Origin of the sequence: Rugosimonospora acidiphila (assembly GCF_039543385.1) — a bacterium.
Classification (GTDB): domain Bacteria; phylum Actinomycetota; class Actinomycetes; order Mycobacteriales; family Micromonosporaceae; genus Rugosimonospora; species Rugosimonospora acidiphila.
The window spans coordinates 120,296-143,388 of sequence record NZ_BAABJQ010000020.1 but is presented as its reverse complement, the minus strand read 5'-3'; the positions used below and the strand labels follow the sequence as shown (position 1 = coordinate 143,388).

At 71.9% G+C, this 23,093-nt stretch carries 23 protein-coding genes; 9 read left to right on the top strand and 14 right to left on the bottom strand.

The annotated features are described in order from the left end of the window. Positions 1 to 50: 50 nt before the first annotated feature. The 7 genes from ABEA87_RS28685 to ABEA87_RS28655 all read right to left on the bottom strand — a co-directional run bounded on the left by ABEA87_RS28685 (position 51) and on the right by ABEA87_RS28655 (position 5,466). The gene (locus ABEA87_RS28685; RefSeq protein WP_345634832.1) at positions 51 to 848 is read right to left on the bottom strand and encodes an ABC transporter permease; all 798 of its coding nucleotides are present in this window, start codon (positions 846 to 848) and stop codon (positions 51 to 53) included. Next, on the bottom strand, positions 835 to 1,773 hold the full coding sequence (locus tag ABEA87_RS28680; protein ID WP_345634830.1) for an ABC transporter ATP-binding protein: 939 nt from the start codon (positions 1,771 to 1,773) through the stop codon (positions 835 to 837). Before ABEA87_RS28680 ends, ABEA87_RS28685 begins: the two co-directional genes overlap by 14 nt. A gap of 169 nt (positions 1,774 to 1,942) precedes the next feature. Continuing rightward, positions 1,943 to 2,782, bottom strand: a complete 840-nt coding sequence (locus tag ABEA87_RS28675; RefSeq protein WP_345634828.1) for a hypothetical protein — start codon at positions 2,780 to 2,782, stop codon at positions 1,943 to 1,945. Then, positions 2,779 to 3,093, bottom strand: coding sequence for a PadR family transcriptional regulator (locus tag ABEA87_RS28670; protein WP_345634826.1), 315 nt, complete (start codon positions 3,091 to 3,093; stop codon positions 2,779 to 2,781). Before ABEA87_RS28670 ends, ABEA87_RS28675 begins: the two co-directional genes overlap by 4 nt. A gap of 119 nt (positions 3,094 to 3,212) precedes the next feature. Then, positions 3,213 to 4,316 (bottom strand): DNA glycosylase AlkZ-like family protein, encoded by a 1,104-nt coding sequence (locus tag ABEA87_RS28665; RefSeq protein WP_345634824.1) that lies wholly within the window; start codon positions 4,314 to 4,316, stop codon positions 3,213 to 3,215. 62 nt (positions 4,317 to 4,378) lie between these two features. Then, complete coding sequence (locus ABEA87_RS28660) at positions 4,379 to 4,702, bottom strand: DoxX family protein (protein ID WP_345634909.1); 324 nt, start codon at positions 4,700 to 4,702, stop codon at positions 4,379 to 4,381. 293 nt (positions 4,703 to 4,995) lie between these two features. After that, the gene (locus ABEA87_RS28655; protein WP_345634822.1) at positions 4,996 to 5,466 is read right to left on the bottom strand and encodes a carboxymuconolactone decarboxylase family protein; all 471 of its coding nucleotides are present in this window, start codon (positions 5,464 to 5,466) and stop codon (positions 4,996 to 4,998) included. 335 nt (positions 5,467 to 5,801) lie between these two features. On the opposite strand from ABEA87_RS28655, the gene ABEA87_RS28650 reads away from it, so the two are divergent. Then, the gene (locus ABEA87_RS28650) at positions 5,802 to 6,170 is read left to right on the top strand and encodes a GNAT family N-acetyltransferase (protein ID WP_425570969.1); all 369 of its coding nucleotides are present in this window, start codon (positions 5,802 to 5,804) and stop codon (positions 6,168 to 6,170) included. A 91-nt stretch (positions 6,171 to 6,261) separates the two neighbouring features. Then, positions 6,262 to 7,074: an SAM-dependent methyltransferase gene (locus tag ABEA87_RS28645; RefSeq protein ID WP_345634818.1), complete on the top strand. Its 813-nt coding sequence runs from the start codon at positions 6,262 to 6,264 to the stop codon at positions 7,072 to 7,074. Positions 7,075 to 7,378: 304 nt separating this feature from the next. Here the strand turns inward: ABEA87_RS28645 and ABEA87_RS28640 are convergent, their stop codons facing one another. Continuing rightward, a complete protein-coding gene (locus ABEA87_RS28640) occupies positions 7,379 to 7,828 on the bottom strand; it encodes a DUF6918 family protein (RefSeq protein ID WP_345634817.1) in 450 nt (149 codons plus the stop codon). Between the two features lie 568 nt (positions 7,829 to 8,396). Between ABEA87_RS28640 and ABEA87_RS28635 the strand changes: the two genes are divergently transcribed. Then, complete coding sequence (locus ABEA87_RS28635) at positions 8,397 to 9,782, top strand: Ig-like domain-containing protein (protein ID WP_345634815.1); 1,386 nt, start codon at positions 8,397 to 8,399, stop codon at positions 9,780 to 9,782. A gap of 250 nt (positions 9,783 to 10,032) precedes the next feature. Beyond that, the gene (locus tag ABEA87_RS28630) at positions 10,033 to 10,977 is read left to right on the top strand and encodes a hypothetical protein (protein ID WP_345634814.1); all 945 of its coding nucleotides are present in this window, start codon (positions 10,033 to 10,035) and stop codon (positions 10,975 to 10,977) included. Between the two features lie 40 nt (positions 10,978 to 11,017). Here ABEA87_RS28630 and ABEA87_RS28625 read toward each other — a convergent pair whose 3' ends face one another. Further along, complete coding sequence (locus ABEA87_RS28625) at positions 11,018 to 11,362, bottom strand: DoxX family protein (protein WP_345634812.1); 345 nt, start codon at positions 11,360 to 11,362, stop codon at positions 11,018 to 11,020. A gap of 32 nt (positions 11,363 to 11,394) precedes the next feature. Between ABEA87_RS28625 and ABEA87_RS28620 the strand changes: the two genes are divergently transcribed. The 3 genes from ABEA87_RS28620 (at position 11,395) to ABEA87_RS28610 (ending at position 14,555) form a co-directional block, all read left to right on the top strand. Beyond that, positions 11,395 to 12,048 carry a TetR/AcrR family transcriptional regulator gene (locus ABEA87_RS28620; protein ID WP_345634810.1) on the top strand — a complete coding sequence of 218 codons (654 nt, stop codon included), beginning with the start codon at positions 11,395 to 11,397 and terminating at the stop codon, positions 12,046 to 12,048. A 93-nt stretch (positions 12,049 to 12,141) separates the two neighbouring features. Next, complete coding sequence (locus ABEA87_RS28615; protein WP_345634808.1) at positions 12,142 to 13,260, top strand: hypothetical protein; 1,119 nt, start codon at positions 12,142 to 12,144, stop codon at positions 13,258 to 13,260. Next, positions 13,257 to 14,555 (top strand): AAA family ATPase, encoded by a 1,299-nt coding sequence (locus tag ABEA87_RS28610; RefSeq protein WP_345634806.1) that lies wholly within the window; start codon positions 13,257 to 13,259, stop codon positions 14,553 to 14,555. The genes ABEA87_RS28615 and ABEA87_RS28610 overlap by 4 nt, the downstream gene beginning before the upstream one ends. Positions 14,556 to 14,565: 10 nt before the next feature. Here ABEA87_RS28610 and ABEA87_RS28605 read toward each other — a convergent pair whose 3' ends face one another. The 5 genes from ABEA87_RS28605 to ABEA87_RS28585 all read right to left on the bottom strand — a co-directional run bounded on the left by ABEA87_RS28605 (position 14,566) and on the right by ABEA87_RS28585 (position 20,356). Then, entirely contained in the window at positions 14,566 to 15,792 is a 1,227-nt protein-coding gene (locus ABEA87_RS28605; protein ID WP_345634804.1) for a cytochrome P450 family protein, read from the bottom strand. Next, positions 15,789 to 16,106, bottom strand: coding sequence for a putative quinol monooxygenase (locus ABEA87_RS28600; protein ID WP_345634802.1), 318 nt, complete (start codon positions 16,104 to 16,106; stop codon positions 15,789 to 15,791). Before ABEA87_RS28600 ends, ABEA87_RS28605 begins: the two co-directional genes overlap by 4 nt. Continuing rightward, positions 16,103 to 18,481, bottom strand: coding sequence for an FAD-dependent monooxygenase (locus ABEA87_RS28595; protein ID WP_345634800.1), 2,379 nt, complete (start codon positions 18,479 to 18,481; stop codon positions 16,103 to 16,105). The genes ABEA87_RS28600 and ABEA87_RS28595 overlap by 4 nt, the downstream gene beginning before the upstream one ends. Positions 18,482 to 18,569: 88 nt before the next feature. Next, complete coding sequence (locus ABEA87_RS28590) at positions 18,570 to 19,244, bottom strand: TcmI family type II polyketide cyclase (protein ID WP_345634798.1); 675 nt, start codon at positions 19,242 to 19,244, stop codon at positions 18,570 to 18,572. A 284-nt stretch (positions 19,245 to 19,528) separates the two neighbouring features. After that, entirely contained in the window at positions 19,529 to 20,356 is an 828-nt protein-coding gene (locus ABEA87_RS28585) for an AfsR/SARP family transcriptional regulator (RefSeq protein ID WP_345634796.1), read from the bottom strand. Between the two features lie 505 nt (positions 20,357 to 20,861). Here ABEA87_RS28585 and accD point away from each other — a divergent pair. Then, positions 20,862 to 22,595, top strand: coding sequence for an acetyl-CoA carboxylase, carboxyltransferase subunit beta (gene accD / locus ABEA87_RS28580; protein ID WP_345634794.1), 1,734 nt, complete (start codon positions 20,862 to 20,864; stop codon positions 22,593 to 22,595). After that, positions 22,588 to 23,091: an acetyl-CoA carboxylase biotin carboxyl carrier protein gene (gene accB / locus ABEA87_RS28575; protein WP_345634792.1), complete on the top strand. Its 504-nt coding sequence runs from the start codon at positions 22,588 to 22,590 to the stop codon at positions 23,089 to 23,091. The genes accD and accB overlap by 8 nt, the downstream gene beginning before the upstream one ends. Positions 23,092 to 23,093 lie beyond the last annotated feature (2 nt).

Genomic DNA, 23,093 nt, shown 5'->3' with positions numbered 1-23,093 from the left:
AGCTGAGGTATCGGCCGGTCCGGCAGGCCGGTCGGGACGCGGGTCGCCGGTCACGCCGCGGGGTCGCGGCGGCGCGCTACGGCCAGGCTGACGGCCGTGCACAGCACCACGGTGGCGACCTGTACGAGGACTCCGGTGGTGAGGTTGGCGGTCCCGTCCGGATCGAACAGCCCGACCCAGTTCTGCCAGTAGTGCACCGGAAGCACCACGGCGAGCGCGTGCAGGGCGGGCTGACCGTTGAGGATGCTGGCGGCGACGACGAACGCGACGGCCGCGGCGAGGGCTTCAGCGCCATGGGGCAGTAGCAGCCCGAGGGTGAACGCGATCGCGGCCATGCTGAGCATGCACAGCAGGGTGTAGCCGCTGGCGGACAGCGCGCGGGCGATGGCGTCGCCGGTGGTCAGGTCGGCGGAGCCGATGCGGTGGAATGGGTGCCAGCCGAAGATGGCCAGGCCGGTCACGAATCCGGCGGCCAGCACGCAGGCGAGGGCGAGCGTGGTGGCGATGCCGACGGCGGCGAGTTTCGCGGTCAGCAGCCGCGCCCGGGTGATCGGGGCGACGTAGAGGTAGCGCAGGATGCCCCAGTCACGGTCGGCGGAGGCGATGACGGCGGCGAGCAGCGCGACGATGATCGGCAACAGCAGCGGCATGATGAATTCGAGACTGGCCATGGTGTGGTTGAGCGCCGAGTAGGGGGACGCGCCGAACAGGCCGCTCTGGTTGCCGTTGCGGTGTCCCGCGTAGCGGGCGAAGGACAGGCCGGCCATGACCGGGACGGCGGCGAGGAAGGCCATGGCGATCAGAGTGCGGATCCGCACCAGCTGGGTGGCCAGTTCAACGCGCAGCATCGGCGTGCCTTTCGGTCATGGCGAGGTAGGCGTCTTCGAGGGATTGATGGGCCGGGTTGGCCGCGATGACGCCGACGCGGGCGCCGACGAGCGCCTGCACGAGTTCGCCGGCGGGCACGGTGGGCGCGGTGACGATGACCTCTCCGTTGTGTGCGACGACCGCCGTCACCCCGGGGGCTTCGCGCAGGACGGTCAGGGCCCGGTCGAGGTCGTCGGTTTGGATGCGGTAGGTGCCGGTGGCGCCGCCGAGCGCGTCGGCCAGCGGCCCGGTGCTGATGAGCCGGCCCTTGTGAATGACGACGATGTGGGTGGCGAGTTGCTGCACCTCGGCGAGCTGATGGCTGGAGAGCAGGACCGTGGCGCCGGCCCTTGCCAGTGCCGCCAGGTGTTCCCGCAGGGCGCGGACCTCGGCCGGGTCCAGGCCGTTGGCAGGCTCGTCCAGGATCAGGACGTCGGGCACGCGCATCAGCGCCTGGGCGAGCATGAGGCGTTGCTTCATGCCCATCGAATAACCCTTGACCTTGCGGTCGATCGCGGCGCCCAGCCCGGCCAGGTCGAGTGCGGCGTCCAGGCCGCGCGGTGGCCAGGTCCGCCGGGCCGCCGCCCACAGCAGCTTCAGGTTCTTGATGCCGCTCAGGTGCGGTACGAACGCGGGTCCGTCGATGAGCACACCCACGCGCCGCAGCACCGGGGCGCCGAGGCTGACCGCCTCGCCGGCGAGGCGGGCGGTGCCGGTGTCGGGTGTGGACAGTCCGACCAGCATCCGCATGGTTGAGGTCTTGCCGGCTCCGTTGGGTCCGAGCAGCGCGCAGATCTGCCCCGCGTCGACCGCGAAGGTGAGCTGGTCGACCGCTTGCTGGCGGCCGTAGCGCTTGGACAGGTCGTCGACGCGGATCGTCGCCGCCGGTGCGGCGGGTGCGGACATGGAGGATCGCCCTTTCTCGGCGGTTCGCCGGCAGGTTGGGGGAAGGTATGGGTTGACCGTGGCGGGCTGGGAGGCCAGGTGGTTTCGGGGTGCGGGGCTCACTACCGGGCGGGGCTCACTACCGGGCGGGGCTCACTACCGGGCGGGGCTCACTACCGGGCGGGGCTCACTACCGGGCGGGGCTCAGCTGGCGGCGGCCGGCCATCGCGGCGAAGGCGGTCGCGGCGGCCATCAGTACCACCGTCGCTATCCAACTGGGCACGAACGGGGTGGCCAGCATCCCCTGGTCGCCGTGGAACGCGGTCGGGTTGTTGGCGTGCACCCGCAGGCCCCAGATCAGGGCGACGACGGTGGTCGTGGCCATGCCGGCGGCCAGCACGATCAGCGCCGTCGGCCGCAAGCGGGCCGGCTGGTCGGCCGGTACCCGGCGCAGCACGATGGCGGCCGCCCAGGCGGTGGCCGCGACGACGGCGATGCCGGCGACCGCGACGAGCGTGAACCCGGTGACGTTGGGTGCGGAGTGCACGCCGTGGCCGTGGGAGATGGCCAGCGCCAGGCGAAGCACGCCGTACCAGGCGGCGGCGCCGACCACCGGAACGGCCAGGTACTTCCAGGCGCCGGTGTCCCGGCCGCGTAGCAGCGCCACCGCGGTCGGTGCCGCCGCGGCGACCAGCGCGAGCAACGCGACCCCCGCCGCCGCGATCAGCAGCGGGTAGGCGATGCCGGCCACGCCGGTGAAGTCCTCGGCGAGCCTCTGGAACCCGATACCGGCCACGGTGAACAGGCCGGTGGCCCAGATCGCGGTGGTCATCGGGGAACGGCTGGACATGAGCCCTCCTTGACTCAGCTGAGTGTGTATCGCGCCCGCCAACGAGTTGACGATCAGCCGGGGGCGCCGGTGGATGCGCAGGTCGCAGAGCAGTTGGGCGTACTCGTCGCCGTACCGGCGGCGCCAGGCCGGCGGGTAGCAGGCCAGCAGGGCGCGGACCAGCCACGGGTCGCCGGTCACGCCGTGGCCGTCCGTAGCCGGCCCAGGCTCAGCGTCGCGAGCCGCTGCATCCGGGTCGCCTGGGCCGACAGTTCGGCCGCCCCGGCCGCGGTCAGCCGGTACGGGCGGCGGCGTCCCTCGGCGGGCAGGCCCTCGATCAGGCCCCGGTCCTCCAACCGGCTCAGCGCCGCGTACAGCGTGCCCGGGCCGAGGCTCACGCCGACCTGATCGGCGATGTCGGTGGTGATGGCGTATCCGTGCTTGTCGCCGTCGGCCAGGCTGGCCAGCACCAGCAGCCCCGGCTCGGCCCAACGGCCCAGTTCGTCGCCCACGCGTTACTCCGTCCTACGTTATATCGCCGAGCGTACTACGCCGGGCGATATAGTGCCACCGAGTCCGCCGACTCCGTCCCGACCGGGTCGGGCCGATGACGCCGGAGGGGTGGCTGGCGTTACGGCAGTTGTGGCTTGAGGTCGAGCAGCGTCGCCAGCGACTCGATCTCCTCGTGGATGGCGGTGTTCATCGCCTTGCCGAACCGCACGTCCCGGTGGATGGCGTTGACTCGCAGCACCCTCGCCGGCCGGTCGGCGGTGGCGTCGAGCTTGCCGACCAGGCGGTCGCCGTAGAGGATCGGCAGCGCCCAGTAGCCCCAGCGCCGTTTGGCGGCCGGCTTGTACATCTCCAGTTGGTAGTCGAACTCGAAGATCTCCACCATCCGTTTGCGGTCGTAGACCAGGCGGTCGATGGGGGACAGCAGCGCTGCCCGACCGGAGAACGGCTGATCCAGCGCGGCCGGATCGACCAGCCAACCACCCCGTACGCCCTCGATCACGGCCGGCTCGCCGATCTCGCCAAGAAGTCCCGGCTCGACCGGCCAGCCCGGTCCGCTGGCGCGCGCGATACCCAGCGAGCGCAGCCGCCGCTGTGCGCGGATCCGCAGCGCCTCGGCCGCGGGAACCACCGTGTCGTCGGGAAAGACGCGTTCGGCCAGGTCCCAGAGCCGGTCCCGGCTGGCCTCCCGCCCCACCACGGCCACCTCGCCGCGTGCCTCCATGAATTCCAGCAGACGCAGCACGTTGCGGTTGTTGGTCCAGCCTGTCGACCGCCACGGCACTTCGCAGGTATCCGGGATGTTCCGGGCCGGCAGCGGACCGTCGCTACGCAACCGGTGGAGGATGTCCCGCCGGCAGCCCTCGTTGACCGCGACCCAGTCCCGTTGTGCCGCCTGCCAGCCGCCCGCGTCGCCGCCCTTGTCCCAGTCGGCCATCTCCGCCCGGTACAGCGCCAGATCCTCGGCCGGCCGGATCAGGCCCCGCAACTCCAGCAGGGTCTGATTCTCCAGCGCCGATTCGAGATCGGTGGGGGAGTACGACGACCGGAGCCGGCTCCAGGCCACCAGATCGGCGCTGGGCGCGACGGCCGGGGTCAGGTCCACCTGCAGCAGGGTCAGCTGCCGGACCAGCCCCAGCAGATCGGGCGGCGCGTCCCGGTGCAGCCACTGGGCCCGCACCGCGATCTGGCGCGCCTGCTCACGACTCAGCTGATGAGGGTCCACGTCGCAAGACTAGGCTCAGCCGCGGGCGGGATCGTCGGGGTGAGGGCCGATGTCGAGCGAACTCACCGCGCCACAAGCAAAATCAGTGATGCGACGGCCAGGGCAAGATACCGCCCCGGGCCGACGATCGCCCGGAGCGCGCGAGCGCGAAGGTGCGCGACGACCGCCCCTACGAAGAAGAGGATGAGGCCGATGGCCGCCGCGATTGCGATGGGTTGAGCGCCGAGCAGCCCAAGCGGAATGCCGACCGCTCCGGCGATTTTGAGAATCCTCAGGGTGGGTAGCCAGGTGGGCGGCACCCTCACGCTGGCCGAGGTGGCGAGGACGAACCTTGCCCGCGCCAGATCGGCGATGCCCACACCGGCGTTCGCCACGATCGTGGCGATGGTGACGGCGAACTACGCGTAGGGCATCCGCGACTCCCTTCGAGGTCGGTCGGACCGCTCGCCCGGGCCCTCGGCGCGCCCCGGCCCCGCGACCGCGACGACCGGGGCCCGAGGGCCGGCGCCCAACCGGTAGGCCGCCGGCCCTGGGGAGGCGTTGGAGGGCGTGCGCCCGCGCCGCGACCCGATCCGGCCGCGCTGCCCCCGGGCGGGGCCGGTGCCTGGGCGGGCCCGGCGCGCGGCCGGCCGCGCTGGCCCGGTAAGCCGAACTGGCCCGGTTAGCCGAACTGGCCCGGTTAGCCGAGCTGACCCGGCTGGTACTCGCCGGCCGGCTGCTGGGTGATGACGTTCAGGCGGTTGTAGGTGTTGATCAGAGCGATGAGGGCGACCAATGCCGCCAGCTGCTCCTCGTCGTAGTGCTTGACGGCGTTCGCCCATGCCTCGTCCGTGACGCCACCGGCGGCGTCGGCGATGCGGCTGCCCTGTTCGGCCAGTTCCAGGGCCGCCCGCTCGGCCTCGGTGAACACCGTTGCCTCCCGCCAGGCCGCGACCAGGTTGAGACGCACCGAAGACTCTCCGGCTCGCGCGGCCTCCTTGGTGTGGATGTCGAGGCAGGCGCCGCAGCCGTTGATCTGGCTGGCCCGGATCTTCACCAGTTCCTGCGTCGCGGCCGGCAGGCTCGAATCCGCGACGACCTTTCCCGCCGCGTTGATGTGCTTCACGAACGCGATTGCGAGAGGGTTGCCGTAGCTGAGACGTGAGGTCATGGCGATCTCCTCGTTGGGTTGACGGTTATGCAGTGTTGACGCCGCGGCTCGGCGGAACGTGAGGTGGCCCAGCGCCGGTGCGGGTGTGACGCGCGCCTCTCGTCGCGCTCCGCGCTGCGGCACGTGACCGAGCGGTTGGGTGACTCGGGACAGGGCCGGGCGGGGCAACGCGGGGCGGTCGGGCAACGCGGAGCGGGCGGAAACGCGGGGTGGGCGGGCGGAGCAGGGCGGTGTTAGCGTGCGGCATGCCGCCGAATCCGCGCCTGGAACCGATTACCCCCGACAACGTTGGCAGCGCCTGCCGCCTGGCGATCCGGCCGGACCAGGAGTCCTTCGTGGCACCTGTCGCCGTCTCGCTGGCCGAGGCGTACGCCTCGCCGGACATCGCGTGGCCGCGCCTGGTCTATGACGCTGACGAGCTGGTCGGGTTCGTGATGGGCGCGTTCGACCCCGACCCGCCGGTCGAGTTCTTTCGCTGCGGAATCTGGCGACTGAACATCGCCGCCGGCCATCAGGGCAAGGGCTACGGTCGCTTCGCCGTGGAGGCGGTCCTGGCCGAGGGGCGGCACCGGGGCTTCGACCGCGCCGCCGTGCTGTGGATTCCCGGGGCGACCGGCCCGGAGGGGTTCTACCTGCGGATGGGCTTCCAACCCACGGGCGAGGTGTTCGAGGGCGAGGTCGTCGGGACGTTGCCCCTGCACTGAATCCTGGGATGCTGTCCACCGTGGACCGATGGCGACCGATCATATCGACAACGGTGAGCGCCAACGGCCGGGGACCGCTACGATCGGAAGGATGTCAGCCGACCCCCTGCCCTCGATGTCGCGGATCGACACCACGATCCCCCATCCGGCCCGGCGCTACGACTATCTGCTGGGCGGGACCACCAACTTCCCGGCCGACCGGGAATCCGGGGACCGGATGATCGCCGCGTTCCCCGCCGCCCGCACCACGGTCGTCGAGAACCGGCGGTTCATGCGCCGGGCGGTGGCCGAGCTGGCGCGCAGCGGGATCCGGCAGTTCCTCGACGTCGGCAGCGGCATCCCGACCAGCCCCAACACGCACGAGGTCGCGCAGGGCATCGCCCCCGAGTCCCGCGTCGTGTATGTCGACAACGACCCCATCGTGCTGATGCACGCCAAGGAACTGCTCACCGGTTCGGAGGAGGGCGCGACCGCCTACCTCGAGGCCGACCTGCACCGGCCCGGGGACATCCTGGAGCACCCCGACCTGCGGCGCACCCTCGACCTGTCGCAGCCTGTGGCGCTGATGCTCGTCGCCGTCCTGCACTTCTTCCCCGACGCCCAGCGCCCGTATGACCTGGTCGGCTCGCTCGTGCGTGCCCTAGCCCCGGGCAGCTGCCTGGTGATGTCGCACGCCACGGCCGACTTCGTGCCCCCGCACACTGCCGCGCGGCTCGACCAGATCGTCCGGGACGAGCCGTTCCAGGTCCGCACCAGAGTGCAGTTCGCCGCGTTCTTCGACGGGCTCGAGCTCATCGACCCCGGCATCCGTGGCGTGTCCGAATGGCGGTCCGAGAACGAGCCACCGCCTCGGCCGCCGGCCGAAGCGATCGGCTGCTACGGCGCGGTCGCGCGGATCCCCTGATCGCCGGCTCGCCGGACCACCCGCCCCGCCGGACCACCCGCCCCGCCGCCACCCGCCCCCGGACCACCCGACGTGCGGCCACCCGACGTGCCGCCACCCGACGTGCCGCCAACCGGCTCCGACGTGCCGCCAACCGGCTCCGACGCGCCGCCGCCCGGCGCCAACCGCTGCGCCGGTTGAGTGACGCCGCGTGAACGACAGTGGCCACGCCCCGGCTTCTCGCCTTGGGACGTGGCCACCGCGGTGTCGGAGTGCGGGATCGTGCGGCGGGATGGTGCGCACGGCCGCGCGGGCCGGGACGCGGTCAGCCCGCGTGCTTCTCCACCAGCGCGCCGACGGCCGGCAGCGCCGCCTCGATGTGCTTGCTCGCGCCACCGCGCACCGCGCCGTATGCCTTGGCGATGGTGGGGCGCTCCGACTGCTTCGCCAGGTTGTCGGTCACGCCGAGCATGGCCTCCGACACCTCGTCGCCGCGCCCCACGAGGTAGTCGCCGAACTGTCCGCCGCCCCCGGCGGCGTGGAAGTCCGCCCAGAACGGCTGCAGCTGGGTCAGCAGGTCGGGAACCATGTCCTCGACGGTGGACTGGTAGTAGCCCGGGGCGAACGCGGTCACTGCCTTGTAGGCCACCTTGAGGGCGGCGGCCGACATCCCGGACTTGGCGGAGAGCTCCTGCCCGACCAGTGCCTGGCAGTCGGCGGCGATCTGTTGCTTGGCGCCGTCCGCGAGGAGAATGTCGGGAAGGGTGGCAATCATTGGTAATTACGCTCCTTATCGCGCGTCAACGGTGCACTACTTATACCGGATCGGCGGCGAGGGCCTGGTCGCGGTCGTACGGGGATCGGCGCGATCGGCGCGCCCGGGACAGTCGGGCGACGGCGTCGTAGCGGCTGACCTCGGCGTCGGCGGGCCGGGACGGATGTCGGCGACGCTCGCACTCACCACGACCCGGCTCGACCGCGCTCCTTGACGAAGCGCGCTCCTTGACGAAGCGCCCGACGAAGCGCGCTCCCCGCCGAGGTGCGCCCATCGCGACGAGCATGGGCGCGGCCGGCCCGGCGGCCTTCGCGGTGGTCGTGCACGGCGCCGGGTCGGCCAGGGCACCGTTGTTAACGGTAACATGTATTTGCCTTTCTGGAACCCTGCGTCGCGCACCCGGTGGGCCGCCATCGCCGCTCGCAGCAGCGAAGACACGTCATGGACGAAGAGATCACTCTTGACGTGATTGAAGTTACCGCTAACAATTCGAGCACCCGAGCAGGTGGTGACACGACAGCGCGTGCGTCGGGCCGAGCCGGACGCGCCCGCACAGAGAGGGGTTGCGATGACAGGACCGATTCCCCGCAGGAGATTGCTACAAGGTGGGGCGGCCATCGGCGCCGGTACCGCACTGGGGCTGATCGCCGCCCAGTCCGCCAACGCCGCGCCGGCGTCCACCTCGCCCGACTCGACCGGCGCGGCGACCACGGCGGCGGTGACTCCGGCCGCGACCGTGCCGAACCAGCCTCCGGCGCCGCTGTTCCGCGACCCCATCTTCGATGGCGCGTCGGACCCCACGGTCATCTACAACCGGCAGACCGGCGAGTGGTGGATGTTCTACACCGGGCGCCGGGCCAACGTGGCCGGGCAGGGCGTCGCCTGGGTACACGGCAGCGACATCGGCATCGCGTCCAGCTCGGACGGTGGCCGGACCTGGCTGTACCGGGGGGTCGCCGAGGGGCTGAGCTACCAGCCGGGCCGCAACACCTACTGGGCACCCGAGATCCTGTGGGACGGCAGCAAGTACCACATGTTCGTCGTCTTCATCACCGGCGTGCCGATCAACTGGACCACCGTCCGGACGATCCTGCACTACACCTCCGACAACCTGTGGAACTGGGAGTTCATCGGCCCGCTGACGCTGTCCAGCGGCAACGTCATCGACCCGTGCATCTACCCGCTGCCGCAGGGCTCGGCGCACAGGTGGCGCATGTGGTTCAAGGACGAGGGGCACAGCTCGCACATCTACTCCGCCGACTCCGACGACCTGACCAACTGGACGGTCAACGGGCCGGTGCTGACCAACAAGGGCCAGGAAGCGCCCCAGGTGTTCTGGTACGACGGGTTCTACTGGATGGGCACGGCCGGCCCGCCCATCAACGTGTACCGCTCGACCGACCTTTCGACCTGGACGATCCAGAGCACACCACTGCTGGGAGACCCCGGGACCCGCACCAACGACAGCGCCAACGGCAACCACCCGTTCTTCCTGTCCCAGGGCGGCAGCGCCTACATCGTGTACTTCACCGACAACGCCGGCGGGCCACGGGTCTCCGCGGTCCAGGCCGCCCCGCTGTACGTGAACGATGGCGTGCTGTCCGCCGATCGCAACACCCCGTTCAGCATGAACTGGGACCCGAACCTCACGGTGTCGTTGCGCGGCGGCAACGTCGGGCTGCCCGGCGTCGCGTTCAGCACACCCGGGGACGGGCAGGCCGTCGGCGGGCAGGTTCAGATCGCGGTGCAGCTGACCGGTACCGGGCTGCGGGCCTACGACCTGCGCGTGGACGGCGGTGGGCTGCAGTACCAGTACCAGCCGAAGCCCGGAACCGTGACGTTCACCCTGGACACGACCACGCTGACCAACGGCCGGCACACCCTGCTGGCCACCGCCACCGACGAGTTCGGCCAGAAGTACACGGTCACCCGGCCGGTCGTGGTCGCCAACTGATCCCCCCGCCGCGGTCGGCGGCCGGTGCCTGCTCGCGGCGGGCACCGGCCGCCCGGGGCACCGGCCGCACCCAGGCGGCGTCGCCGGCCCCGGGGCGCATGCGTGACGGCACACCCTGACCCAGTTCGACGTGTTCGCGTGGTTCCGCACGGACCTGAGGTTCCTGCGATCGGGGGGCCTGTGCGCCGGGCGGCACCGTGGATATGATCCGGCCGGGTCGCCACGGTGCGGCCGGGGTGTGGGGGAACCGATGGTCACGCTGGATATCACGTACGGGCGGCCGGAGCTGAGCGCGGTGCGCGACGCCGCCCGCGTTCCGAACAACTGGGGACCGTTGTGCGGCACCCTGACCGACGGTGTGGTCGACGGGGAGGACCGGTCGGACCGGGTCGCCGTGGCGGCGGCCACCATCGTGCGGGGCACGCGCGGCAGGGTGCCGCCGGGCCTGGACGCGTGGTTGTCCACCCGGCCCGGCGATCCGAGCGCCCTGCTCCTGCGCGGCGCGGTGGAGGTGCTGCGGGCCTGGGAGGTCCGGGGCGCCCGGCTGGCGTCGCAGACCGAGGGGCGGCGGCTGGCCGAGTTCGTCTCGGTGCTCGGGCACGCGGAGTCGCTGTGCCGGGCCGCGGCGCAGTTGGCGCCGACCGACCCGACGCCGTGGCTGTACCTGCTGCACATGGCGCGCGGCCAGCAGGTCGGCGCGCAGGAGACGCTCAACCGGCTGGCCAGGCTGGAGCTGTGCTCGCCCGGCCACCTGGCCGGGTACTACCAGGCCGTGTACTCACTGTCCCCGATGTGGGGCACGCCGGTGGAGGTGATGAGGGAGCAGGTGGGCAAGTGGACGGCCGCCGCCGCGCCCGGATCCCCGCTCCACTCGCTGCTGTTCGTCGCCAACTTCGAGTGGTGGCGGCGCGACCGCCTCGCCCACGCGGACGTGTTCCAGGACGAGCAGGCGCGCGACGAGGCCCGGCGGGCCGCCGACCTGATGACGATGGAACCCTGCCAGCGGCCCGCCGACTACCTGGCCCACAACTACGCCGCCGGCTGGTTCAGCTACACCGGGGAGCGCAAGCGTGCCCTGGCACATTTCCGGCTGCTCGGCGGCCACTGCACCCGGTTCCCGTGGGACTACGACAAGAACCGCCCGCGCTCGCTGTTCTGGGGAAAGCGGCTGCGCGCCCGGGTGCCGGTGGGTTGAGCCGCCGCCTCGGGAAGAGGCGCCGGCCACTGCCCCACGGTCAGGCCGACGCGAGGCGCGGCGCGATGGCGGCGAGCGAAACCACCAGCAGCACCACGGGTGCGGCGATCGTACGGTCGCGCACCCGGAGGTGGGCGCCGGCCGCGCCGATGAAGTAGAGCGCGAGGCCCACGCCGGCCGCGATCCCGAGCGGCCACCAGGCCAGGCCGGCGGCCAGCCCGACGGCACCGGCGATTTCGAGGACCGCGAGGACCGGTGCGATCCCGAGGGCGCCGACCCGTTCCAACGTGCCGACCTGGGACGGGGAGCGCCGCAGCTTCCCGGCGGCGGAGACCAGGAGCAGGGCGGCGAAGACGAGGCTGACGACGATGGTGGCGATGAACATCTGAGAACTCCTGCGCCGAACGCAGCGACAGTGTGCGTAACCGGGACAAAATCCTCGACACGGCACGGGAGTTGTTCGCCGCCGAGGGGCTCACCGTGCCCATGGACAGGATCGCCAGCGCGGCCGGGGTCGGGCCGGGCACCCTGTACCGGCATTTTCCCTCTCGTGACCAGCTGTGGGAGGCGGTACTCGAACAGCCGCTGCTCACCCAACTCGAGCTGGCCGAGCGGGCGGTGGCCAACCCCGACCGGTGGGCGGGGGTCGCGGACTACCTCATGGCGACCTGCGCGCTCGAGGCGGAGCGGGGCGGCTACCTCAACCTGATGACCACCCCCTACGACCGGGCGCCGAGGCTCCTGGCGATCCGCGCGCAGATCCAGCGGCGCATCGAGGAGCTGTTCGACTCCGCCCGGGACTCGGGCGCCATCCGCGCCGACTTCACCGTCGAGGACCTGATCTTCATCATGTTGTCGAACGGCCGGGTCGCGGAGGTCACCCGCGCGATCGCCCCGCGCGCGTGGCGCCGCAATGTCGAACTGTTCCTCGACAGCATCCGGCCCGAGCGCGCCCACCCGCTGAGCCAGCCGGCCATGAGGCCGGGCCAGGTCTACCGCACCATGACGCAGTCGTCCGCACGGCACCCGTCCGCCCGGTCCCGCGACGCGGCCGAACGCGATTCCGGGTGAGGACTCGGCGCGCGGACGTCAACCAACCTGGGCACCGCCGGCTACCATGCGACTGATCATTGCCGGAAGAGGCTGGAGCGCCGTACGAGAGCCGTGAACGACACTGAGGTACGACTGGAACGCATCCGCGGCACCGCGAAGCCGCTGGATCACAACGCGCGCACGATCGCGGCGCTGACCAGCAATCCCGGGTGCGCCCGCCGGGCGGTGCTGGACGCGGCCGGACTCGACAAGCAGCGGCTGGCCGCCCATATCGGCTTCCCCGTGCAGGCCGGGCAGTCCCGGTACGCCATCACCCGGGGCAACGCGTTCGAGTCCCAGGTCAAGGCGGACGGCTGCGCCGAACTGCTGCGACTGCTGCGCGAGCAGCTGGACCTGCCGATCCCGCGGGTGTCCTACGACGACCTGGAGCCGGTGGACGGTGACGACACCCGCGAGGCGCGTCACGCCCGCACCCGCCGGCTGCTGGCCCGGGCCGCCGAGGCCGGCGACGACGCCGGCACCCTGTTCGACCACCCGATGCTGCGGCTGGACGTCGGCGGGCGGCCGGCCTACCTGGAGCCGGACCTGATCGCCTTCCAGGTGCGCGGCCAGTTCTGGGTGGTCGAGGTGAAGTCGTTCGCGATCATCGACGGCCAGGCCGACGGGGACAAGGTGGCCGCGGCGGTCACCCAGGCCGCGGTGTACGTGCTGGCGCTGCGCGGCCTGCTCGCCGAACTCGGGTACGGGCCGGAGACGGTGGCCGACGAGGTGGTGTTGGTCTGCCCCGAGAACTTCGCCAACCGGCCCACCGCCGCCCGGGTCGACGTGCGCAAGCAGCTGACCGTGCTGCGCCGGCAGCTGTCCCGCCTGTCGCGCATCGGCGACCTCGTCGCCGAGCTGCCCGACCAGCTGACCCTGGATCTCGCCCCCGATCCGGCCGGGGTGCCGCGCCGGCCGGTGCCCGACCTCGTGCACGCGCTGGACCGACTCGACGCCCGGTACGCGCCAGAGTGCCTGGGCAGCTGCGACCTGGCGTACTTCTGCCGGGACGAGGCGCACGGCCACACCGCGACGCTGGGCCGGACGGTCCGCGACGACCTCGGCGGCGTCGACACGGTGGACCGGGCGCTCGGCCTCGCCGAGGGCACCGTGGCGCCGGACCCGGAGCAGGTCGAGGCGGCCGAGCTGTTGCGGCTGGCCGCCCGGCTGCGCGCGGAGGCGCTCGGGTGAGCGCCACCGACGTCCTGCCGGACGTGCTCGCCGACCTGGACTCCGGCGCCCACCGCGGCGTGGTGGTCGACTCCCCACCCGGCGCCGGCAAGTCCACCCTGGTGGTCCGCGCCGCCGCCGAACTCGCCGGCGGCGGTGACCCGCTCATCATCGTGGCGCAGACCAACGAGCAGGTCGACGACCTGGCCGTCCGGCTCGCCGACGCCGTGCCGGGGCTGACCATCGGCCGGCTCTCCGCTCAGGACTACCAGCCCTCCGCGCGGATCCTGGACCGGGCGGCGGTCACCGTGGGGGCGAAGGCCACCGACCTTCCCGGCCGGCGGGTGCTCATCGGTACTGCCGCCAAGTGGGCCACCGTCACCGACGGCTCCTGGCGGTGGGCGATCGTCGACGAGGCGTACCAGATGCGCTCGGACATGCTGCTGCGCATCGCCAACCGGTTCGACCGCGCCCTGTTCGTCGGCGACCCCGGTCAGTTGGACCCGTTCTCCACCGTGGACATCGACCGGTGGACCGGGCTCACCTGGGACCCGATGCAGAGCGCGGTGGCCATGCTGCTGCGGCACAACCCGCTTCCGGTGCACCGGCTGCCGGTCTCCTGGCGCCTGCCGCACACCGCCTCGCCGGTGGTCTCCGAGGCGTTCTACCCGTTCACCGGGTTCACCTCCGGCACCGGGCCGGGACAGCGGCGGCTGTCGTTGACCACGGCCACGTCGCGGCGCGGGCCGCTGGACGAGGCGGTGGAACTGGCGGCCGAGACCGGCTGGGCGCTCTACGAACTGCCGGCCCGGCACGCGGTACGCACCGACGGGCAGGCCGCGACGGCCTGCGCCCAGCTCGCGGTGCGGATGCTGGAGCGCGGGGCGGTGGCCTACTCGGAGCGGTCCGAACGGGGCGCGCCGGTGACCGCGGACCGGATAGCGATCGGGGCGGCGCACCGGGATCAGGTGGCGGCGATCCGTGCCGCGCTCGGTCCGGCCGGCGACGGCATCACGGTGGACACGGCGAACCGGCTGCAGGGCCGGGAGTACGACGTGACGATCGTGCTGCACCCGCTGTCGGGCCGGCGGGACGCGACCGCGTTCCACCTGGAGTCCGGGCGGCTGTGCGTGCTCACCTCCCGGCACCGGCACGCGTGCGTCGTGGTCGCCCGGGCGGGGATCACGGAGCTGCTGGACGCGCACCCCTCGACGGAGCCGGTACACCTCAACGTACCGGCGAAGTTCCCTGACGGCTGGGAGGCCAACCACGCGGTGATGGCACACCTGCGGCGCCACCGGGTAGCGGCACCCTGACCGGACCGGGTCAGGTGGTGAACTCGACCGGGAGCTCCAGCAGGCCGCGGAACGGCGACGCCGCCGGTAGCCGGCGCAGCTGGTCCGCCGGTACCGCCAGGCGCAGTCCCGGCAGCCGGCGCAGCAGCGCCCCGATGCCGATCTGCCCCTCCATTCTGGCCAGCGACACCCCCAGGCAGTAGTGGACCCCGTGACCGAAGCCGATGTGCGGACCGCGTACCCGGCTCAGGTCCAACCGGTCCGGGTCGGCGAACTGCGCCGGATCGTGGTTCGCCGCGTTGATGACCACGCCGACGATCGACCCGCGGGGGATGTGCACCCCCTGGTACTCGACGTCCTCCGTGGCGATCCTGGGGCTGGCCACCGGCAGCGGGCCGTCGAACCGGAGCAGTTCCTCGACCGCGGAGGGGAGCAGTTCCGGTCTGGTGCGCAGCAGGTCCAGCTGGTCCGGGTTGGTCAGCAGCGCCACCGTCGCGTTGCCGATGAAGTCGGCGGTCGTCTGGTGCCCGGCGAACAGCAGCAGGAACGTGGTGGTGACCAGTTCCCGTTCGGACAGCTTCCCCTCGTTGTCGCAGGCGTCGACCAGCGCACCGATCAGGTCGTCGCCGGGGTGCGCGCGCTTGTACTGGACGAGGCTGGTGAGGTACTGGTGCAGCCGCAGCTGGGCCAGCTGTACGGCGGCCCGCTCCTCCTCCGGGGGGCGGCTGGACGACCCGGACGTGCGGATGACCTGGGTCCAGCCCAGTACCCGCTCGTGGTCGGTCTCCGGGATGCCGAGCAGCTGGCAGATCACCATCATCGGCAGCGGAATGGCGAAGTCGTGCATCAGGTCGGACTGGCCCTGCGGGATGATCTTGTCGAGCAGGTTGTCCACGGTCTCGGCCACCCTCGGGCGCAGCGCCTCGATGCGGCGCGAGGTGAACGCCTGCGACACCACCTGGCGGAGCCTGCTGTGCTCCGGTGGGTCGGAGTTGAGCATGTTCTTGTTCAACCCCTCCGAGTTCGGCCCGAAGATGCGCAGGTAGTGCTGTTCGGGGCCGTAGAGGTCCTTGGACAGCCGGGGATCGTTCAGCGCCACCTTCGCGTCCTCGAAGCGGGTGATGAGGTACGAGTCGAAGCGCGGGCCGCCGACCGGACACACGGGTGTGTCCTGGCGCAGCCGCGCGAAGGCGGGGTAGGGGTCGGCGGCGAAATCGTCGGTGTAGAACTCCGACGGGGGTACTACCTGGTCGGTCATCGAGACTCCTCGGGCTCGCGGTGGACGCTGTGCAGGACCTGGTAGGTGTTGCGCTGCGCGGATTCCCGAAGGTCACGGATCACGCGCAGCAGCCGGTCGCGGTGAACGCTGCGACCGAAGGCGTCCAGCCGCTCCCGGTCGGCCCAGTCGCTGATGATGAGGTAGCTGCGCGGGTCGTCGGCGTCGCGGATCAGGTCCTGGCTCAGGCACCCGTCCAGCGCGCGGATCTCCTCGGCCGCCTCCAGCCACTCCTTCTCGAACCGTTGCTCGCAGCCCTCCCGGGCGCGCATGGCCAGCACCGTGCGTACCGTCATCGCGCACCACCGAACACGGTCTGCAGGTGGCCGCGAAGCGCGTCGGCGTCGATCGGCCGGCTGCGGAACCCGATGTGCCCGTCCGGGCGCACCAGATACAGCGCGGTGCCGGTGACGGCGTACGTGTTACGGAACCCGTCGGCGTTGTCGCGGATCACGGGTGGGTCGAGCATCCACGGCACGCGGGCGTCCGAGCTGACGATCAGGTACGCGTCGAGTTCGCCGCAGGCCTGCTCGCGGACGTCGGCGCACAGCTTCTCCAGGGCGGCGGTCACCGCCTCGCCGGCCGATCGGTCGGCGTAGACCAGCAGCGTGTGCCGGGTGCCGCGGGTCAGGTCGTGCAGCCGCAGCGGGTGCCCGACCCCTCGGCGGTACAGGCCGGCGGCGTCGGGCGCGCGATCCCCGGGTCGGGGGCCGCCCCACGGCGTGTCCGAAGTGGACACCGACTCGCCGACCATCGGGCTGTCCGCGTAACTGAGCAGCATCGACATTTCCTGCAGGAACTGGCGCTTGAGGTCCTCGCGGTCCAACTCGTCGGTGAAGGCCATCCGCACCGCACGCCCGACGATCTCCTCGCCCTCCGGGCGCCGTTCGGCCTCGTAGCTGTCCAGCAGGCCGGGGGAGGCCATTCCGCGCACCGCCAGGGCCAGCTTCCAGGCGAGGTTCCAGGCGTCCTGGATGCCGGTGTTCATACCCTGGCCGCCCGCCGGCGGGTGCAGGTGTGCCGCGTCGCCGGCGACGAACACTCGCCGGTCGCGGTACCGGTCGACGATGCCGTGGCTGATCCGGAACACCGACGACCACCGCAGGTTCGACGCTCGGGTACCGGCCGGGGCGAGCTGGGCCAGGGCGGCCTGCACGTCGGCGAGGGTCGGCTCGGCGAGTTCCTCGCTGAACCCGGGCGGGGCGTCCTTCCCGCCGGTCTGCGCGAAGAACCTCGCCGGCGCCAGCGTCGCTATCCGGTACCGGGACTCGCCGCGCAGCGGCACGCACACCAGCATGTTGTCCATCCGGCCGTCGGTCTCGTGCATGAACCGCAGCAGGTGCCCCTCGGGCATGTCCCATTCGACGTCCACGTCACCGAGCATGAACAGCTGCGGGAAATGGCCCAGCCCGCCGGAGAACGTCAACCCGAGCAACTCCCGCACCCTGCTGTGCGCGCCGTCGCAGCCGACCAGGTACTTGGCCCGGATCGTGTGCTCGCCGCCGGCGGGCAGCGCCAGGGTGGCCAGCACGCCGTCGTCGTCCTGGGTGAACGCGATCAGCTCGGCCCCGCGACTCGGGCGTACGCCGAGGCTTTCCAGCCGCTCGGTGAGGATGCGCTCGGTCTCGTACTGCGGCAGGCCGAGGTGCGCGTACGGCAGCTCCGGCAGTTCCCAGCTCATCCGGTGGGTCTGCTCGCCGTTGACGAAAACCATCTGGCCGGTCAGCCAGATGCCGGCGTCCATCGCGTCGCGCACGACCCCCTGCTCGTCCCAGATCTCCATCGTGCGGCAGTGCACGCCGATCGCCTTGTCGGCCTGCCCGGGCGGCGTGGCGAGCCGCTCCACCACCTGGCAGTCGATGCCGCGCCGGGCCAGCTCGACGGCGACGGTCAGGCCGGTGGGTCCCGCCCCCACGATGAGTACGTCCGTTGTCCTGTCCACGTCGGTCTCCTTGCCGATGCTGGGTTCTGGCCTGTGCTGGGGTTTCGCCGGTGGGTGAAGGGCGTACGCCGGCAGGTGCGAGGGGCGCGCCGGGAGGTGGGGCGGGTGCGCCGGCAGGTGGAACAGGCGGCGCCGGAAGTCGAGCAGGAACGGCGCGATCGGGCCCGCCTCCTCCTGCGCGTGCGCGGGGTTGCCGATCCAGCTGAAGAACTGTGCCTCGCTGCTCCACTCGGCGAAGATGTGGTAGATGTCCGAGCCGGGCTCGCGCAGCAGGTCCTCGCGCACGTACCCGGGCACCCCGGCCATCCGGGCGAGGACCTGCGCGTACCCGCGCTCGAACTCACCGCGCCGGTCGGCCGGCACGGTGACCTCGACGTCCACGCAGATCCTCGACTCGCGCCGCTCGGGGCCGAGCCCCTCGGGGCCGAGCATCACCCGGTAGCCGTCCGGGGCGGACCCGGCCGGCCGGGCCGAGGGCGTCTCGCGCAGCGGGCGCAGCGCCTCGCCGAGGCTGGCGGCGACCGGACCGTCCTCGTAGTCCCGCAGCGCGGGCTCGCCGTCCCACTCCGTGACGACCACGAACGAGCGGGGGTCGCTGGCGTCCAGGAGCAGCTGCCGCAGGAGGTTGCCGGGCAGCGCGCCGATCCGGCCGGCGACGGCGTGCCACGCGGCCTGGACGGCGTCCTCGCGCCCCTGGTGCGCGCGTACCCGCAGCATGGTCCTGATCACCGGCACTCCTCGGCGGCGCGGCCGGGCGGTCCGCCCGTCGCCGGGTGGCACCGCCCGCCGCGGCGGGACACGGATCGGGTCCCGGTCATCAGTCCTCGGCCCGCCAGTGGTAGAACTCCTTGGCCACCGCGTCTTCCGGGCTGTGCCAGGTCTGCGGGCTGTACGGGCTGATGTACGGCCTCAGGTCGTCCATGATCTTGGCGAACGCGGGCACCTCGCGGTTCTCCTGTGCGACGTCGGCGAAGGCCGCGTCGGTGCGCTCCATCAGGTGCAGGTACACGTCGTCGTTCGAATACAGCCAGCGCCCGGTGACGCCCATCTTCGCCGGCAGCGGCCCCTCGTCGGACTCGCGGAAGATGTTCGCGACCTCGGGCTCGGCCCCGGGCTTGATGTGCGCGACGATGACCAGTTGGTTGGTGTCGGGCGAGGACATCGCCGGCTGCTCCGGCGCCTCCCAGCTGTAGAACTCGTGGGCCACGGAGTCGGACGGAACCTTCCAGTTCTTCGGGTACGGCGTGACGTACGGCGCGATGGCCTCGGCGATCTGTTGGAAGGCGGGCAGCCCCCGGGGCCGCTCCAGCGTCTTCGGGTCGACGTTGCGCTCGATCACGTGGATGTACAGGTCGTCCAGCGACAGCAGGCTGCGGCCGATGACACCGCTATCCTGCGGGCGGGTGGTCCTGTCGTAGTACCCGAAGACATCGCCGACCTTGCTCTCGCTGCCCGGAACGATGCGAGCGACAATCACGCTTCGGAAGGTCATAGCTGCTCCTTAGGTAGTTGAGATATCCCGGCGGACGGGCACAGGTAGCGATGTTGACCTCCTACCACCGGTACCGTCCGGCCCTCGCGACCGGACCCGACGGCAGCGACCTTGCCGGCCGCCGCGTCTTTCTACCGTCACCACGCATCGATCGGCGTGAGGCGTTACCGGTGACGGTGCGGGGACGCCGGGCCGCGCAGGATCGCTGTCGGTGTCGCCAAAACGCCTGTCGTCGCCCAAACGCCTGTCGTCGCCAAAAACGCCTGTCGATGTGCTCGCGGCGGTCAGACCGGCCGGGTGTTCCGCAGGGGATCGATACCCGGACGAGGGCGGCGCTGCTGCTCGGGCGTACAGATCGGAGAGAGGATGTCGTTGATCAGTCCGTACATCGCCGCGGACGGCTCCAGTTGCAACTCCCGGAGGAGGAGATCGCGGTAGACGTAGAACGCGTGCAGCGCCTCGTAGGCGTTCCCCTCGGCAAGGTGGGTCTCGACAACCAGTCGGTGGGGGGTCTCCCGGAGCGGCTCCGCGGCGATCGCCTCAAGTGCGGCCTGCAGCGCCGCGCCGTGCTCGCCGGCACGCAGGTGGGCGCGGGCCGTCTCGTCCAGCAGATGCAGCCGCAACTGCCTGATGCGTTCCCGTTCCAACAGCACCCAGTCGTCGTACCAGCCGGGCAGCAGGTCGTGCCGGCCGGCGGCGAGCACCGGGGTGGCCCGCCGCGGATCGTCGCCGTGGTTGACCTCGGTCGCGGCCCGCACGAGTTCGTCGACGTCGACGTGAACCATCGGATGGAGGCGCACGGTGTCGCCGGCGGTCACGATCGGGCAGGCGCGATCCTGGCGCAGCCGCCACAGCGCGGTGCGCAGCGAGGACAGCGCGCGCTCCTCCGGGGTGTCGGGCCACAGCAGCCCGGCCAGGTGGGTGCGGGTGGCGCCGGGGCGCAGGCCGATCAGCGCGATGGTGCGCTGCAGGCCGCGCGGTACCGCCATGGGCTTGCCGTCGTGCAGCAGCCGGAAGCCGCCGAGCAGCAGCAAATGGATGTCGGCGTCGCCGTCGGGGGCGGGCCGAGGTCTCTTCCGCGCGGAAGCCGGCACGCTGTTCTCAGAGGCCATCGTTGAACCCCCTGCACGGAAGCTCTCATGTGGAAAGCCGCGCTGCCGGAGGTGGCTGGTGCGACACCGCTCCGGGCAACCGGGGGGCCCCGATCGAACACCCCCGCTTACCCATCAAAGCGTGACGAACGTTATCAATCGCTACTACGCTGCGTCAACGGTTCGGGCGGGGGTGTGACCGAATCCTTACCCATAAAAACCCGGCTTGACCTGCGAGGGGATCGCCTGCCGCAGGACCCATCCTGCGGCACGGGGCGTCACCCCAGCGTCATAGTTCGACGGAACCTGTGAGTTTTCTGTGACAGGCGATTGACACCCCTCGTTCCACGGTGGTGCGGCGATCCACCTTGGGGGAGTACATGGACCGATCACCGATCGGCGCGGGCCCGGAACCCGCCGCCGTTCCCTACCTCTCGCCGTGCCCGGCGACCATCCACTGTCCACCCAGCACCCCGACCCGGCACGGGTACCGTCGCCACGCACCGCTGTCCGTGAGGTGCCGGCCATGACCGGCCCGGCCACCGCGGAGCGGCAGTCCTGGGTGCGCTGCGGGTCGTGCGCGACGCTGCTGTACCGCAAACGGCTACACCGCAATCTGGGAGTGTGCCCCGAGTGCGGTGACCACCGCCGGCTCGGCGCGACCGAGCGCATCGAGCAGCTCGTCGACCCCGGCAGCTTCGCGCCGTTCGCCGCCGACGTCGCACCGGTGGATCCGCTCGGGTTCGTCGACCTGGTCGCGTACCCGCAACGGGTGGCCGCCGCGCGCGCGTCCACCGGCCTGACCGAGGCGGTGCTGTGCGGCGAGGCGTCCATCGACGGCCACCGCCTGGTGGTCGCCGCGATGGACTTCCGGTTCCTCGGCGGCAGCCTTGGTTCGGTAACCGGTGAGCTGATCGTGCGCGCGGTGGAGCGGGCGCAGGCGCGGCGGCTGCCGTTCGTCGTGGTGACCGCCTCCGGTGGGGCCCGCATGCAGGAGGGCGTGCTCTCGCTCATGCAGATGGCCACGACGGTCCAGGCGCTCGCCGGGCTGCGGCGCGCCGGGCTGCTCAGCGTCAGCGTCATCACCGATCCCACGTACGGCGGCGTGGCCGCGTCCTTCGCCACCGCGACCGACGTGATCATCGCCGAGAATGGCGCCCGGATGGGCTTCGCGGGTCCTCGGGTGATTCAGCAGACGCTGCGCCAGACCCTGCCCGCCGGCTTCCAGACCGCCGACTTCCTGTTCCGTCACGGTCACGTGGACATGGTGGTGGAGCGCCGGGCGCTGCGACCGACGCTGCGCGCGCTGCTGTCCGCGGCGACGCCCGGGCCCGAGCCGTGGCCGGCGCTCGACGCGCCGGTGAAGCCGGCCGCGCCGGCGACCGGGTCGACGTCGCCGCGGCCCGGCCGGACCGAACTCGCGCTGCCGGCCGGCGCGGCGGCGCGGGCGCCGTCCCCGGGCGGCGCGTTTGGGGTGGTGCGCGCCGCGCGGCACCCCGACCGACCGACCACATTGGACTATCTGGCCACGGACTTCGACGGCTTCGTCGAGCTGCACGGCGACCGGTTCAGCGCCGACTGCCCGGCCATCGTGGCGGGCCTCGCCCGCCTCGACGGGATCCACCTGGCGGTGATCGGGCACCAGAAGGGCCACCGCACCGCGGAACTGTTGGACCGCAACTTCGGCATGGCCAGCCCGGCGGGCTACCGCAAGGCGGTGCGGGTGATGCGACTGGCGGCCCGGCTCGGGCTGCCGCTGGTCACCATCATCGACACCCCGGGCGCCAGCCCGGGCATCCAGGCCGAGGAGCAGGGTCAGGCCGCCGCCATCGCGGAGAGCATGTCGACCATGGCCGACCTGCCGGTGCCCGTCGTCGCCGTCATCACCGGCGAGGGCGGCAGCGGGGGAGCGCTCGCTCTGGCCGTAGCCGACCGGGTACTGATGCTGCACGACGCGGTCTACTCGGTGATCAGCCCGGAGGGCTGCGCCGCGATCCTGTGGAACGATCCGGCCGCCGCGCCACGGGCCGCCGACGCGCTCGGCCTGACCGCGCCCGAGCTGCTGCGGATGAGGGTGATCGACGGGATAGTCGACGAGCCGGCCGGGGCCGGCGGATTGCGCGACACCCTCACGCGGACGCTCGCGCCGCTGCTTGACGTACCCGGCCAGGAACTGGTGAGGCGCCGCCGGGAGCGGTTCCGCCGGTTCTGTGCCGCCGGCGATCGGGTCCACGCCGAACTGGGGAGCATCCATGAATAATCCGGACGATGACGATGGCGTGCTGGCGGTACTGCGCCAGCAGGCCCGGCTGCTCGCGGCCGAGGTGACCGGCCCGCTGCGGCGCATCCAGATCACCCGCGGCGACGCGGCCGTCGAGGTCGAATGGCACGGCGAGACAACGGTCGCCGGGCCGGCGCGACCGGCCGCCGCGCCACCCGCCGAGCCGGCACCGGTAGCCGTGAACGGCACCGCGCCGGCGCAGCGGGACCCGGCCGAGCCGGCGAAACGGGCCGGACAGTCCAGCATCGTGTCGCCGATGGTCGGCACCTTCTACCGGGCCGCCGAGCCGGGCGCGGCGCCGTTCGTGGCGGTCGGCGATCTGATCGAACCCGGGAAAGTGATCGGCATCGTCGAGGCGATGAAGCTGATGAACGAGATCACCGCCGGCCAGGCCGGCCGGGTGCTCGACGTACTCGTCGACGACGGCCAGCCGGTCGAGTTCGGGCAGGCGTTGATCGCACTGGCGCCGGCGTGAGT